Source organism: Neorhizobium galegae (assembly GCF_017877055.1).
GTDB classification, from domain to species: domain Bacteria; phylum Pseudomonadota; class Alphaproteobacteria; order Rhizobiales; family Rhizobiaceae; genus Neorhizobium; species Neorhizobium galegae_D.
In genome coordinates, this window is record NZ_JAGIPG010000007.1 from 40,280 (window position 1) to 54,594 (window position 14,315).

Consider the following 14,315-nt stretch of genomic DNA (forward strand, 5'->3'; position numbering starts at 1 on the left):
AATATGTTACGATGCAAATATCGAAATGTAAAGGACAACACCAAAAATCGTTCACGGCGGATAACGGCTCATCCTCGGTGGAGCCAGGATAGCGTCGGCGATGTCCACCGCTTCGCGTTCCTCCCCGCGCCGTGGACCGAGCAAGTGCCGTGGATCGAACAGAACAAACAGCGTCGGCTCCGAAATGCCGCCGCATAACCGCTGGTCGCGCTCCGATCGGCCGAAAATGACCAGAACTGCCGCTGTGATGATATTCGAAGCAGTCATTTCTTCGCAAAGGCAGGCTCCGATCGCACGATGGGAGAGAGCGTCCATGGGAGGCGTCGCCTTAACCGGCTGGTGCGGATCGCGGCAATAGTCTATCGGCATGGCTAAAGATGCGTCAGCCCAATACAAACGCCACCGCTTTCCCGCCGAGATCATCGCGCACGCGGTACGGCTCTATTATCGGTTTCCGCTGAGCCTGCGCGACGTTGAAGACCGGCTTGCCGAGCGTGGGATCGACGTGTCGTTTCAGACCGTCGCAGAATGGGCGAGGAAATTTGGCCTGAAGTTCGCCCATCAACTTCGTCGGCTGTCGCGTGGCAGTTTTGCTGACAAGTGGCATCTCGATGAGATGGTCGTGTCCATAAAGGCCAAGAAATATTGGTTGTGGCGCGCCGTCGATGCCAACGGCTACGTTCTCGATGCTCTGCTACAAAGCCGCAGAAACAAGAGAGCCGTTCTTCGGTTGATGCGCAAACCGCTGAAGAGCCAGGGCGTCACGCCACGCGTGATAGTGACAGACAAGCTGCGCTCTTATTCCACCGCAAAGCGACAGCTCATGCCGGGTATCGAGCACCGTTCGCACAAAGGGCTCAACAACCGCGTCGAGAATTCTCACCTTCCCGTGCGACGACGAGAGCGACGCATGATGCGGTTCAAGTCGGCGCGGCAATGCCAGAGTTTCGTCTCAACCCACGGCCAGATTGCCAATCTTTTCAATCTTCATCGAAAACATCTGACCGCCGCTGATCATCGCCAACTCCGCGCCCACGCCAACACCACCTGGCGTGAGATCGCCTTGTCGATCAAAGCGTGAAATTCACGCCGAAGCAATGATCGCGGGCTGTGCTCGATTAAGGCGACGCCACCCACGCTGGATCTGTTTTTCCTGAAAGTCGGCGAGCACGGTCATGGTCTGGGTCACAAGGCCTGGGTTGCCATTGAAGCGCACTATCCGCAGACCGTCACCTGGCGAACGCATACGCCGTATTTCGAGAAGAGAAACATCCACTTCTACGTCAACAAGTGCGGCTTCAAGATCATCGCGTTCTTCAACCCCAAGCACCCCGACCCGCATCATCCTGGCCCCAGTGATCTGCCGGACGAGGAAGGATTTCTGTTTGAAAAAGTGATGCGATAACGCTTATTCGATCTGACGACCGGATCTCGCGCTCACGAAGGTCGGCTTTCGAGGACCGGTCGCAATAGCGAGAAAGCCAGATTTGAAGGCGCGAAGCCATCGTAAGCGTGAACTGCAGAGGGCATCGAGCCATCTGCCTGGCAGGCGTCTTCGCCTTGATGAGGTTCGAACCAGGACTTAGTTATCACGCGATTGCTGTCGCTGTGGAATCTAGCTTTTTGGGTTCGAGCGGATGAGCGCTTGTGATGATTTTCCGGCCAGAGCAATCTGGTACCTCTTAGGAAATTTGCGCAATAACGGCTTGCGCGTGTCGGCCTAATTTCCAAGAGCCAAACAAGTCCCTAATCGTGTGTCTCCGGCGCAGCAGGTACGATAACCGTTCTGTCCGCATCTTCTTCATCAAACTGAAAATGCATAAGGCAATGCGCTATCCGCATAATCTTGCGCCCTTGCTGGGCTGAGCTACTCTTCGTCCGGTGGGGAAACGGGGCATCATATTTGAAAATTTTGAAATACCCGCAGGCGCAGCCGATGGCCCGGAGGCTAACGCCGTGCCGGTCGCTATCCACTCGATACCATCAGCCAATACCATAATCTGACGGCAGTCTCTACCGGACGCAGACGTTTGCCTGGCGTCACACAGGCAAGCGCCGTGAGACCAAGCATAGGGGAACTAGAATGAAGCCTTTGAAACTTCTCGTCTCGACACTTACAGCAGGAATGCTGACGCTGAGCGCCGTGCATGCTGCCGACCTCATCGTCGGTAGCGCCACCGAACCGTCTTCCATCGATCCGCAGTTCTCGCGCACCGGTAATAACCAGAACATCGCCATGCAGATCTTCGACCGGCTGGTGGATACCGACCCGTATTCGCAGCTAGAACCGGCGCTCGCTCTGTCGTGGACCAATACCGATCCGCTCACCTGGCAGATCAAGTTGCGCCCAGAAGTGAAATTCCATGACGGCAATGCGCTCACCGCCGAAGATGTGATCTTCTCGCTCACCCGTGCGAAGAACGTCCCGAACAGCCCCGCTCCGTTCTCGGGCAACGTCGCCTCGATCGACAGCATGAAGGCTGTCGATCCCCTAACCATCGAGTTCAAGACAAAGGCGCCGACGCCCGACTTCATCGAGCAGATCGGATTCGTCTACGTCGTCGAGAAGAAGGCGGCTCAAAATGCTTCCAACGACGACTTCAACAGCGGCAAGGCGGCGATCGGCACCGGCGCCTACAAGTTCAAGTCCTGGACACCCGGCGATAACCTCATCCTCGCCCGAAATGACGATTTCTGGGGCGCCAAACAGGATTTCGACAACGTCACGGTCAAGTTTATTTCGAATGACGCCTCGCGTGTCGCCGCGCTTCGGTCTGGCGCCGTCGATCTCATCGACGCCGTGCCGCCGAGCGACGTGAAGACCCTGTCCGGCATTTCGGGCCTGAAGCTGTTCAGCATCCCGTCTGCACGGCTGATGTATATCGCGATAGACAGTTCGCGCGACGTGACGCCGTTCATCACCGACAAGGACGGCAAGCCGCTCGACAAGAACCCGTTGAAGGATCTTCGCGTCCGGCAGGCGTTGTCAGCGCTCATCAACCGGCAGCTGATCATCGACCGCGTGATCGACGGTTCCGGCGAGGTCGCCAATCAGCTCGTTCCGAAGGGCGTCGCCGGCTACGATCCGTCCATCCCCGCGCCGGCCTATAATCCGGATGCGGCCAAGAAGCTGCTCGCCGCGGCGGGTTATCCGAACGGCTTCGGCATCACCATCCAGACATCGAACGACAGCTTTCCGGGTGACGCCGAAATTGCCCAGGCGATCGGACAGATGTTTGCTCGCGGCGGTCTGAAGGTGAACGGTGTCGTCGCCCAGCCCTTCAACATCTTCGCAAAGAACGCCACCAACCAGGAATACAGCGCCTTCATCTTCACGCTCGCCAATTCCACCCCGACCTCGGCGACCGGACTTCGGAACCTGCTAATGACAGCGGACAAGAATGCCGGCACCGGCGTCTTCAACCGCGTCCGCTACAGCAGCCCTGCCTTCGACAAGGCCATGCAGACAGCCACCGCCGAATTCGACCAAGCCAAGCGCGTGGAAAAGCTGCAGAGCGCGACGAAACTAGTATTTGGTGACATGCCGATTATTCCGCTTTATTGGCAGAAGGCCTATTGGGCCGGCAAGGCAAACCTCAACTACGTCGCCAACATGACCGGATATTCCAGCGCGACGCTCACCACGCTTGCGAAATAATCCCAGGGGCGCGGTTTGTCGCCATCGAGCCGCGCCCCGTTCCTGCCCCATATGGAAATATTCCCGTGAGTGACCAGCCTCCATTCTCACCGGCCCCGCCCGAGCGGATGTCGAGACTACCGACACCGGACGGAACCAGGATCGCCCTGTACGAATGGGGCGACAAGGGCCTGCCCCCAATACTTCTCATCCACGGCATCTACCAGTCGGCGCTGAACTGGCACCGACAGTTTTCCGCCGTCGATCTGACATCCAGACACCGCGTCGTTGCCATCGACCTGCGCGGTCACGGCGCCTCAGATAAGCCGGGCAGCGCCGACCATTATCGTAAGTCACGGTGCTGGGCCGACGATATCCGCACAGTCATCGAGCAGGCGGAACTGCGCCGACCTGCTCTCGTCGGCTGGTCCTATGGCGGCCGGGTCATCAACGACTACCTTTCGGTCTATGGCGATAGCGCGCTCGGCGGCCTCGTCTATGTCGGCGCCCGCACGGCGACCGGCATTCCCGGCGAAACCCGTCATTCCGAAGGGGTCGCGCAAGCCAGCCGCAACGCCAAGAGCGAAGATCCGGTGCTCTTCATGAAGGGAACGCGGCAGTTCACGCGGATCTGCTTCCATCGGGCACCGCCGCGGCAGGAATTGGACGCCCTGGCGATGAACAGCATGCAGACGCCGCTTTATGTCCGCAACCACATGGTCGGGCGGCCCCTCGACTATTCGGAAGTACTAAAATCCGTCCGAGTGCCGACGCTCGTTGTGCATGGCAGGAAGGATAGGATCGTGCCCTTTCCGGTCGGCGAATTCACCGCTTCCGCGATCGCAAGCGCGCGACTGGAGGCCTTTGACGATGCCGGCCATTCGCCATTTGCCGAAGCACCCGAGCGTTTCAACCGGCTACTAGACGCCTTCATGCAGCAGCTGCTGGCGGATTGATCTGCACGCAACATCGTAATCGGCGACCGGAGCCCGCTGTGTCGGATAATACAGGATCGCAGCGTGCGCCATCGGCGGAGGGCGACGCTTTCATCTAGCGCAGGCTGAGGCCTGTTAACTTTGCACGCTTGCGCAAGTTATTCGCACGACGGCGCATTCTCCGTCCGCCATGGATCGCTTAATCGTCTTCTATCCGGTTCGGTACAACGAAGATGCGCAAACAAAACTCAAACAGGCGGAAGTTGACTGACGGATATTACAATCTCGCAACGAGCGCGCCCGCGATGAATGCTGCCTGCTGCGCGCAGATCGCCGGCCGGAAATGCACGTGATCTTGGAAGAGGTTGCGATCCTCGCCAAGGTTCCTGGTAAAATGGTAAAGATCGATCACCGAAATTCCTGCTGTCGCCATGACATCATCTGCGATGCAATTGAAGGCATCAACGTCGGCCAGGTATCGGTTGAACGTGGTGCGGACGCTGTTATGGATCTCGTCCGCGCAATGCGTTGTTCTGACCCAGACCGGCCGAGTGCTCCGGTTTGCAAGCAGCTCGACGATACCCTTGAGATTTGCCAGGTAGGCGGCTTCGGAAATTTGCTTGGCCCCTGTCGCCGGATTGGTTTTGATGTCGTGCAGACCGCAGTTCAGAAGTAAAGTCTCTGGCCGAAAGGTCGGTTCGGCAAACCGTTCTTTAAGGTAGGAAAGCACCATCAGAGAGTCACCGCCATTGGCTCCCCTGCCCTCATCGAGATCGGCGCCCTCACCGGACGGTGCCGTCTTGCGCTGATATCGGTAAAAACCCCGCAACTGCGTTTCGAGGAAAGGCCCGTAATGCATGGATATGCTGTCGCCTAGCACGAACAGCGTGGGTAAATCGCCGGCCACAGGCGCGTTTGTCGATAGATCTTTCATGTGTTCGCTCGATCATCCCTTCCCTACGGCTCCAACACGCCCTGGTGCATCGCGCGTTTCAAGATGAAGGGCATGATGCCGCCCGTTTTCAGCAAAGCAGCTTCCAGTTCCGTCTCGATCGCCATGGTACATTCGAGCGCAATGACCCGGCTGCCGTTGCGAACAATGCCGGCCACAATCGTCGCTCGAGGTCGGATTGGATCCTCACCGGTGTCTATGTCGATCCAATCCTCAACCGATAGCCCAAGTATTTCAGGCGCCCGATCGGCAGGTAGAAGGAGAGGAACAATGCCCATTCCGACAAGGTTTGAGCGGTGTATCCGTTCGAAGCTTCGGGCGAGGACGGCACGAACCCCAAGAAGGGCAAGGCCTTTCGCGGCCCAATCACGTGAGGATCCGGCACCGTATCTTTCGCCTGCTACCACCACGACCGGAACGTCCGCTTCCGCGTAACGTCTTGCCGCCTGCCAGAGGGGAAGGATCTCCCCGGACGCCTGATGGATGGTCGTCCCCGGGGGAAGCGTTTCGCCCAGGAGATTGACGACTGTGCGGTTTGTGAAAAGTCCACGGACCATCGGCTCCCAATTGCCTCGCCGGGCCGCAAAAACGTTGAGGTCGGCGGGGTCCTCGCCGCGCTCGACGAGATATTTGCCGGCTTCGCTGTCGAGCGGAATCTGGCCGGCAGGCGAGATGTGGTCGGTGGTGATGTCGTTGCCCAAAACGAGTAGCGGCCGAGCTTGGTAGGCTCCAATACGCGGTGGCTGATTGGGTGAAGCGAAAGGTGGTTTCCGCACATAGGTCGATGCGGCAACCCAAGGGAAAAGCATGGTTGACGGCGCATCCAGCGCTGCCCAGGCCGCATTCTTTCCCGCCGCGCGGAACGCCCTATCGAATTCGTCCGGATCGACGGACGCCTGATAAACGGCATCGATCTCTTCGCTGCTTGGCCAGATATCCGCCAGATATACTGATCCACCGTGCGGCATCTCCCCCAACGGATCCTTAAGAATGTTCCGGTTCACATCGCCCGCGAGTGCGTAAGCGACCACCAAAGGGGGCGATGCCAGGAAGCCAGCATCGAGTTGAGGATGGACCCGTCCCGGAAAATTGCGGTTCCCGGACAGAACCGCGACCGCTGCCGTTCCAGCCTCGATCGACGCACTCATGCGCTGCTCGAGCGGGCCGGAATTGCCAATGCAGGTTGTACAACCGAAACCGACGAGATCGAATCCCATGGCGGACAGATCATCCAGTAGGCCGCTACGGTCAAGGTAGCGAGCAGAGGCTGGCGAACCGGGAGCAAGCGATGTCTTGACCCACCACGCAGGCTTCAAGCCACGCTGACGAGCTTTGCGAGCCAGAAGGCCGGCCGCGATCAGCAATCGCGGGTCCGTGGTGTTCGTACAACTCGTGATGGCCGCAATCGCGACTGCGCCGTCGGGCGGGGCATTGCTCTGGATGTCTTCGCGTAACGGTCGGCCATAGAGGGTTTCGAGCGCGGCCGCGGCCATGCTGGGAGACAAGCGGTCCTGCGGGCGGCGTGGACCGGCGAGGCTGGTGGGGACCGCAGACAGATCGATATCGAGGATATCGCTGTAGCGGGGCGTCACATTCGGATCGAACCAGAGGTCCTGGAGACGGCATGCGTTGCGAACGACGTCCAGAGCGCGCGGTTCCCGACCGGTTGCCGCGAGATAACGAATGGTCATCTCGTCGATCGGAAAATACCCGGTGGCGCCGCCGAATTCGGGCGTCATATTGGCGACAACAGCGCGGTCTCCGGCAGAAAGCGTCGAGACCCCCGGACCGAAGAATTCGACGAACTCACCGGAGAGACCGTAGGCGCGAAGTCTTTCTGTCACCGTCAAGGCAAGGTCTGTCGAGAGGACGCCTTCAGAAAGCCGGCCTGACAGGCGGACGCCGATGACGTTGGGGATGCGAAGCATTACCGGCATGCCGAACATGACGGACTCCGCCTCAAGTCCACCGACCCCCCATGCCAGCACCCCGATGCCATTCACCATCGGCGTATGGCTGTCCGTGCCGATCAGGGTGTCCGGGGCGAGCCAGGTCTCGCCATTCACCCTGCTTTCGGCGATCACCGTGGAGAACTGCTCGAGGTTCATCGTGTGCATGATGCCGGTCCCCGGGGCATGCACCTTGATGTTGGGAAAGGCATTCATGGCCCATTTCATCAGCTGGTAACGCTCACCGTTCCGCTCGATCTCACGGGCAATGTTGTTCGCCAGCGCGTCGGGCGAACCATAGGCGTCGACGGCGATGGAGTGATCGACCGAGACATCCACCCGAATGGCCGGATTGAGCTGCGCCGGATCGCCACCGATCTCGCTCAAGGCATCCCGCAAAGCGGCCATGTCGACGAGGGCCGGAACGCATGTGGTGTCGTGCATCATCAGTCGGCCCGGGCGGAAGGCGATCTCCACGTCGCTCGTGCCGTCCTTCAGCCAATCGCGGAAATGCGCCAGCACCTCATCCGCATCTCCGTCGGAATGGCGCAGGCAATTTTCGAGGATGATGCGCATCAGGTAGGGCAGCTGGTGGAGGTCCGGCCCAAACATGCCCGGCAGGTCCAACAGACGGACATCCTGTCCGGCAATATTTACGATTCTGAACGTCATGATGCGACGGAAGCCCCACTTATCAATCACGTATCCTGCGCGCAGGTCGCTCCGCGCAGCAGATCGATGAACTGCTGAACCCGGGCGTCGCTGTCGGCAAAGGACAAAACCAGCCGAAATGCATCGCGGCCGAAGGCCGACCACCGGGATGGTTCCAAGCCGGCCCGCGTCAGCCGGGACACGATATCGGGGGGAAGCCTGCAGAACACCTGGTTGGTCTCTACCGGCACCAATAGCGCATCGTCGCCGAGTGCCGCGACGGCGTCTCCGATACGGTTTGCCCTTTCATTCCCCAGCCGCGCGTTTTCCAGCCAGCGGCCATTCGCGACCAGCGCGATGAGCTGTGCGGCGAGATATCGCTGTTTCGACGACAATAGTCCGGCGCGCTTGTGTAGCACCGCCAGACGGCTGGCGATTGCCGGATCGAAGGTGACCACCGCTTCGGCGCCGAGCGTGCCGTTCTTCATGCAGCCGAAGGCAAGGGTATCGACACCGGCGCGATGGGAGAGGTCCGCAGGCGAGCAGCCGAGAGCCGCGATGGCACTTGCAAAGCGCGCGCCATCGGCATGCACCATCAGCCCAGCACCATGGGCCACCGCGGCCAGCTCGGCAATCTCTTCCGGCCGGTATAGCGCGCCGTTTTCGGTCGGCACGGTCAGGCACAGGCTTGCCGGCTGCATCGCATTGATGCCGCGCGGCACCTTCCTGGCAAGCACCTCCCGCAATGCGCCGACATCGATGCGTCCGCGATCCGCAGCGATCGGTACCAAGCGCGCGCCGCCGGTATAAAACTCCACCGCCCCCGCCTCGGCGGTGACGATATGGCTGTATGCATGGCAATAGATCTCGCCATAACCCGGTGTGATGGAGGCCAGTGCCAGACCGTTCGCTGCCGTGCCGGTCGGCACGGGAAAGACGAAGGCCTGGCGTTCGAAGAGGTCCGAATAGACGGCCTGCAGTTTCGCCGTTTCCCCATCCTGGCCATAGGGCTTGACAAACCCCTCGTCGACCGCGGCGATCGCATCGAGCACGGCCGGATCGGCTGGCGCCCAGTTGTCGGATGGGAAAGCGTATCGGGTCATCGTCAAGCCTCGGTTGATGGGAATGGCGGCGGTTCGCGGCCACGGAGCCTTATTGAGGGATCGTTGGAAGAAACAAGACTACTCACTTGCCTTCGGGTGTACCCACCAGTTCCGGATCGCCGCCGCCGCGCTGGCCGGTATCGAGTCCTGAAATCGCGGCAATCTCGTCCGGCTGCAGGCTGAAGTCGAAGATATCGATATTCTCGCGAATGCGCTGGGGATTGATCGATTTCGGGATCGCGGAATGGCCGAGGTCGATCTGCCAGCGCAGTACGACCTGTGCCGGTGTCTTGCCGTATTTTTTGGCGAGTTCAACAATAACCGGATGCTGAAGCGGATCGCGCCCCTCCGAGCCGTCACCCCGGTAGCGCTGAACCCCGCCGATCGGCGACCAGGCCTGGGTGATCACGCCCAACCGGTCATGGGCCTCGCGATGATCCTGCTGCAGGAAAAATGGATGCAGCTCGATCTGGTTAACCGCCGGCACAACGGTGCTGCGTTCGATCAGCCTGGCCATATGCGCCGGAGTGAAATTGCTGACGCCGATCGCACGAACCCGACCTTCCGCCAACAACTGTTCGCAAACCTTCCAGCTCGCCAGCGTGTTTTCAAAATTGCGCGGCACCGGCCAATGCAGCAGGTAGAGATCGACGACGTCGAAGCCGAGTGAGGCCATGGATGCATCGAAGGCGCGCTGGGCCGAATCGTAACCGAAGTCCTTCGTCCGCAGCTTGGTGGTTATGAAGACCTCGGAGCGATCGATGCCGCTTTCGCGGATACCCATCGCAACCTCGGCCTCGTTCTGATAACCCGCAGCGGTATCGATCAGGCCATATCCCGCTTCGATCGCGGCCTTGACCGCACCTCCCGTATCCTCTTTCGACGACTGAAAAACACCAAGACCAAAGGCCGGCATTTCCACTCCGTTGTTCAATGTTAACGTCGGCCCTATGCCCATGTCGCGTTCTACCTTGGCTCTGCTCGGTCGCTGAATGATGGAGTGCGGCGCCCGGCCTCAGCCAGGCACTGTACCGATTTGGCTTACGCCATTATGCCTGCCTGCAAGAAGGTCATTTGCCCGAACCGACGGAGACACCCCAGGCGCGCGGCGAACCGACCGACCAGCTCGCGTAACCATCGACGTTCTTGCGGACCGCTCCGACCCTCGAGCCGGAATAGAGCGGGATCATCGGCACTTCCTTCTGGAACATTGTTTCGATCTGGTCGAACAGGGCCTGGCGCTTCTTGTCGTCGGTGATCGCCATGGTTTCGGCGAGAAGCTTGCGCTGCTCGGGATTATCCCAGACCTTGCGGGGCTGTTCGGCCTTGTCGCCAGCCATCATGTCGTAACTCAGCGAGGGATCGAGCCTTGCCGAATAACTGAAGGCCATCATCTGGAATTTGCCGGCATTGTATCGGTCGAGCTGGGTCGCCCAATCAAGAACCTCGATATCGGATTTGATGCCGACCTGAGCCATCATGGCCTGGGCCATCACCGCCATTTCGAAAAGCTGCGGCTGCTGCTTGGAAGCCATGATCATGATGGGCTTGCCGTCATAACCCGCCTGTTTCACAAGCTGCTTGGCCTTTTCGATATTGTGTTCGAACGGTGTCGCCATGACCTTGCTGTAGAATGCGCTGCCCGGCGGAATGACCGACTGGTTCGGCTTGGCGAGGCCGACGGTAACGGCATCCACCACTTCCGGCGCGTCCAGCGACAGCTTGATGGCTTGGCGCATGCGAACGTCGTTCAGCACCGGATCCTTGGTCTGGAAGAGATAACCGACGATGCCGAAACCCGGCACTTCATCGACCTTGACCTCCGGGTTCGCCTTCATTTCCGCGACGTCCTGGTTCTCGACATCGAACAGCACATCGATGTCGCCGGCCAAGAGGCCGGCCTTGGCCGCCGAGCTGTCCGGGACGACCAGAAAGCGGACATGATCCACCTGCGGCGTCTTGTCTCCGACGAGACCGGTCTTCGGTTCGCTACGGGCCTTGTAGCCCGCAAACTTATCGAGATCGATGAAACGACCTGGCTCCCGCTTCGCCAGTGCGAACGGACCTGTGCCGATCGGCTTTATCCATTTGCCATCAGCGCCGACCGACTCCTTCTGGTAGATTCCCGTCTGGCCGCAGTCCGGCCGCGCCATGTTGGCGAGGAAAAGCGAATTCGGCTGGTTGAGCGTGAAGACCACCGTCAGATCGTCGGAAGCCTCGACCTTATCGACCTTGAGACCTCTCGATCCGTCGAATTCCGTAAAGCAGCGCCAGCTTGTCTTCGGATCCATGTAGCGGTTCCATGTCCATAGGACATCGGCCGATGTCAACGGCTTGCCGTTCTGAAAGATGATGCCAGAGCGCAGCTTGAACGTATAGGTCTTGCCGTCGGCGGACGCGGTATAGCTCTCGGCGAGCATCGGCGCGACCGAGGCGTCATCGCGATGGCCGACCAGACCTTCCACGATATGGCTGACTACCCAGTCGGTATTACCGTCGCGGTTGACGCCTGGGTCGGTCGATCGAATGTCGGACGGCAGCGCGATGCGCAGCCTCGTATCGGCATAGGCGGCGGCTGGAGCGGCGAGAGCCGCGCCAACGAGAAGCCCGCGAAGGGCCGTTGCAAATGTCGTGCGTCTCATACGGTCTCTCCTTGTGAAATGCCTTGGGTTTTCTGTGATGCCCCGCCGTCCGGCGTCAGCCGGTATTCCTGGAAGTTGCGGTTCAGCGCCGGGAGGATCGCGACCTCCATGATGCCCGCAGCAGGCTGCATGACGATCATGGCGACCGTGGCGGACAGGTTGTCCTGGATGTTCTTGCGCGGCGGCCGGCACACCGACCAAGGGGAGTCGAAGTCGTCGAATAGGGCAGCCTTGACGTCATCCACTCCGATCTGGCCGATCTTCGGCGCGAGCAGATCGTGAACCCGGATATCGCGGAACAGGCTGTCCGGCGTGCAGGCAATACCGCGGTCGACGATCTTGGTCTGCGCCACGGGCGAACGGAAGTGGTTGGCGTGGCATAACAGCCCATCGACGGGTTCCAGCACGAAGGTTTCGTCCGGAACGCATTCGAAATCGAGTGCCACGCCCGTTGCCTGCGCCAGCATCATGTTATTGGATGCGGATTTGGCCGTTGCGTGAACAACCCGTATCGCCAGCGCATAATGTTGCTGCTCCAGCGCCCGGCGGCGAATGACCGCCAAGGGCATGCCGAGCTGTCGATAGTCTCGGTCGCTCTCCAGATAATTGCCGGTAATGGAGATGCCGGCACTGTTGAAGCCGGCGCGCGCAAGTCCTCCCGCCTCGGTAAAAGTCAGGATATCCGGCCCGTCGTCGCGAAGGACGCGCAGCACGACGGCAGTCTCGGCGCATTCCTTCTTCCAATCCCAGTCCTGGGCGTGGATCAGTTGGCCATCGCGCGTGGCCTTCGGCTGCACGATGACACCGGTGCAGCCGTCCGGCTCTATGAAATCCGGCAGACCGGCGCTGCGGCGCTGCGCGATCTTGAGAATCTCGGTTCGCGCATTCAACAGCATGGCATCGGTAAAATCGACATCCGCGCCTTCGGCAATGCCACGTATCTCTTCAAGCAGGTCTCCGGCACCCACTTCAAGCGTCCCTGCGAATTGCAAGACAATTTGCTGGATCGTGGCCGGGTCGAGCCTGAGTTCGGCCAACTGCTCCGAATAATGAGCGACGCCAAGACGAATTCGATCAGCGGCCTGCTCGCCATATTGCCGCCCGCGTTCGCGGGGTGGGCCGGAGATTTCGATCAGGGGGCAGTGCGGGACTGCTGGCGATCCGGGCGTTGTACTCTGCATTCTTGTGCATCCTCATGAGCCGGTCAAACAGCGGACAGTCAACCGCAAAATCCGGAAGGCGCGAGCCTGTCATCTCGCACGCCCGCATTCCCATAAACGGTCCGACCGGTGTTATCATTAGTTGGCGCCAATTTTGTCGCATAAAGATTGGAGCCCTACAAGCGAAAAATCAGCCTGTTGCAATTCCCTCAATTTCAAATCTCCAGCCGGTAAGTAGCCCTGGCGCTACCGGAAAAAAGGCTCTGCTTTTCGTCCGCCGAGAAGCCCCTCGCCAGTAATTTGAAGGCGTTCCAGAGTGTTCTGAAGCTACAGGTCTGCATGTCGACCGGCCAATTGCTCTCGAAGAAACAGCGGTCGACGCCAAACTTTTCGATAACGGTCTCGACATAAGGCCGCCATTCCACCGAGAGCGTCTCGCTGCCGGGCGGGCGCCGCCCCGCATAATGTTCCCAGCCCCAATACAGCATTCCCATTCCGCCGAGCTTCATTCGCACGTTCGGCTGGCGTGCCAGGGCTGCCAGTCCGTCGCGCCACTCAATGAAAACCCGATCCCGCTGGCCGGCATAGGGACCAATCCCGAGCGGCATGCCGAGATGATTGACGATGATCAGCGTTTCCGGAAACGCCGATGCCAGTTCTGCGAGTTCAGTCAGTTGCGGATGGAAAATCCAAGCCTCGAAAGCCAGACCGCGCCGGCCGAGTTCCGCGAAACCGGCCCGGAATATAGGATTCAATGCCAGATGCCGTGGGCCCCAGCGGCCGGACATGCCGATCCCCGATGCATCCCAGCGCAATGAATGGCGGATACCGCGCAGGCGCCCGTCGGCCGCTTCGGCGTGTGCGTCCAGAACGGCGCCGACATCGGCTCCCAGCGTCAGGTCGGCGCGAGCGATGATACCCGCCGCCAGCCCGGCAATCCCCTTGGTGTCGGTCACCGTGGCAATCGTTTCGCCAACGGGCCGCAGAGGCGCCGGCCCATCGCTGAAATGATTGGAGCCGCATTCGATGAACACCGTGCCGGCGATCCGATGCCCGGACGCAGCCGCTTCCGCTGCATAGTCGCTTGGGAGAAAATCATTATCGGGCTTGCGCCAGAAATGCTGGTGCGGATCGATGATCTGCAGTTCGGGTTCGATCACCGGTTCCGGCGGCACATCCTGCCAGGCAGCGCATTCAGCCAGGTTGCGCACGAAATTGCGGCTTATGTCGAGCGGTATCATCCCGTCTCCGATCGAAACGTTCGGTTACAAAGTGAAGGACGCAGA

12 protein-coding genes are annotated in these 14,315 nt (G+C 60.0%); 3 read left to right on the forward strand and 9 right to left on the reverse strand.

What is annotated here, in order from left to right:
- Positions 1-51: 51 nt before the first annotated feature.
- Positions 52-315, reverse strand: coding sequence for a hypothetical protein (locus tag J2857_RS29355; protein ID WP_210013606.1), 264 nt, complete (start codon positions 313-315; stop codon positions 52-54).
- Between the two features lie 52 nt (positions 316-367).
- On the opposite strand from J2857_RS29355, the gene J2857_RS29360 reads away from it, so the two are divergent.
- A complete protein-coding gene (locus J2857_RS29360; RefSeq protein ID WP_210013607.1) occupies positions 368-1,081 on the forward strand; it encodes an IS6 family transposase in 714 nt (237 codons plus the stop codon).
- Positions 1,082-1,084: 3 nt separating this feature from the next.
- On the opposite strand, the gene J2857_RS31455 is transcribed toward J2857_RS29360, so the two are convergent.
- Positions 1,085-1,345: a hypothetical protein gene (locus J2857_RS31455; protein WP_210013608.1), complete on the reverse strand. Its 261-nt coding sequence runs from the start codon at positions 1,343-1,345 to the stop codon at positions 1,085-1,087.
- Between the two features lie 738 nt (positions 1,346-2,083).
- Between J2857_RS31455 and J2857_RS29370 the strand changes: the two genes are divergently transcribed.
- Positions 2,084-3,658 (forward strand): ABC transporter substrate-binding protein, encoded by a 1,575-nt coding sequence (locus tag J2857_RS29370; RefSeq protein ID WP_210013609.1) that lies wholly within the window; start codon positions 2,084-2,086, stop codon positions 3,656-3,658.
- A gap of 65 nt (positions 3,659-3,723) precedes the next feature.
- Entirely contained in the window at positions 3,724-4,593 is an 870-nt protein-coding gene (locus J2857_RS29375) for an alpha/beta fold hydrolase (protein WP_210013610.1), read from the forward strand.
- A gap of 256 nt (positions 4,594-4,849) precedes the next feature.
- Here the strand turns inward: J2857_RS29375 and J2857_RS29380 are convergent, their stop codons facing one another.
- From J2857_RS29380 to J2857_RS29410, 7 genes are all read right to left on the reverse strand, one after another.
- A complete protein-coding gene (locus J2857_RS29380; RefSeq protein ID WP_210013611.1) occupies positions 4,850-5,506 on the reverse strand; it encodes an SGNH/GDSL hydrolase family protein in 657 nt (218 codons plus the stop codon).
- 23 nt (positions 5,507-5,529) lie between these two features.
- On the reverse strand, positions 5,530-8,145 hold the full coding sequence (gene acnA / locus J2857_RS29385) for an aconitate hydratase AcnA (protein ID WP_210013726.1): 2,616 nt from the start codon (positions 8,143-8,145) through the stop codon (positions 5,530-5,532).
- Between the two features lie 26 nt (positions 8,146-8,171).
- Positions 8,172-9,227 carry a threonine aldolase family protein gene (locus tag J2857_RS29390; protein WP_210013612.1) on the reverse strand — a complete coding sequence of 352 codons (1,056 nt, stop codon included), beginning with the start codon at positions 9,225-9,227 and terminating at the stop codon, positions 8,172-8,174.
- An 82-nt stretch (positions 9,228-9,309) separates the two neighbouring features.
- Entirely contained in the window at positions 9,310-10,143 is an 834-nt protein-coding gene (locus J2857_RS29395) for an aldo/keto reductase (protein WP_432420191.1), read from the reverse strand.
- Positions 10,144-10,297: 154 nt separating this feature from the next.
- Positions 10,298-11,869: an ABC transporter substrate-binding protein gene (locus tag J2857_RS29400; RefSeq protein WP_210013614.1), complete on the reverse strand. Its 1,572-nt coding sequence runs from the start codon at positions 11,867-11,869 to the stop codon at positions 10,298-10,300.
- Positions 11,866-13,050, reverse strand: coding sequence for a C45 family autoproteolytic acyltransferase/hydolase (locus J2857_RS29405; protein WP_210013615.1), 1,185 nt, complete (start codon positions 13,048-13,050; stop codon positions 11,866-11,868). The genes J2857_RS29400 and J2857_RS29405 overlap by 4 nt, the downstream gene beginning before the upstream one ends.
- A gap of 194 nt (positions 13,051-13,244) precedes the next feature.
- Entirely contained in the window at positions 13,245-14,270 is a 1,026-nt protein-coding gene (locus J2857_RS29410) for an amidohydrolase family protein (RefSeq protein ID WP_210013616.1), read from the reverse strand.
- Positions 14,271-14,315: the final 45 nt, after the last annotated feature.

Bases quoted from the DNA above. Each gene is read 5' to 3' on its own strand.
- J2857_RS31455 (WP_210013608.1), bottom strand. From the start codon at position 1,345: ATGATGCGGGTCGGGGTGCTTGGGGTTGAAGAACGCGATGATCTTGAA.
- J2857_RS29400 (WP_210013614.1), bottom strand. From the start codon at position 11,869: ATGAGACGCACGACATTTGCAACGGCCCTTCGCGGGCTTCTCGTTGGC.
- J2857_RS29380 (WP_210013611.1), bottom strand. From the start codon at position 5,506: ATGAAAGATCTATCGACAAACGCGCCTGTGGCCGGCGATTTACCCACG.
- J2857_RS29370 (WP_210013609.1), top strand. From the start codon at position 2,084: ATGAAGCCTTTGAAACTTCTCGTCTCGACACTTACAGCAGGAATGCTG.
- J2857_RS29405 (WP_210013615.1), bottom strand. From the start codon at position 13,050: ATGCAGAGTACAACGCCCGGATCGCCAGCAGTCCCGCACTGCCCCCTG.
- J2857_RS29395 (WP_432420191.1), bottom strand. From the start codon at position 10,143: ATGCCGGCCTTTGGTCTTGGTGTTTTTCAGTCGTCGAAAGAGGATACG.
- J2857_RS29360 (WP_210013607.1), top strand. From the start codon at position 368: ATGGCTAAAGATGCGTCAGCCCAATACAAACGCCACCGCTTTCCCGCC.
- acnA (WP_210013726.1), bottom strand. From the start codon at position 8,145: ATGACGTTCAGAATCGTAAATATTGCCGGACAGGATGTCCGTCTGTTG.
- J2857_RS29410 (WP_210013616.1), bottom strand. From the start codon at position 14,270: ATGATACCGCTCGACATAAGCCGCAATTTCGTGCGCAACCTGGCTGAA.
- J2857_RS29355 (WP_210013606.1), bottom strand. From the start codon at position 315: ATGGACGCTCTCTCCCATCGTGCGATCGGAGCCTGCCTTTGCGAAGAA.
- J2857_RS29390 (WP_210013612.1), bottom strand. From the start codon at position 9,227: ATGACCCGATACGCTTTCCCATCCGACAACTGGGCGCCAGCCGATCCG.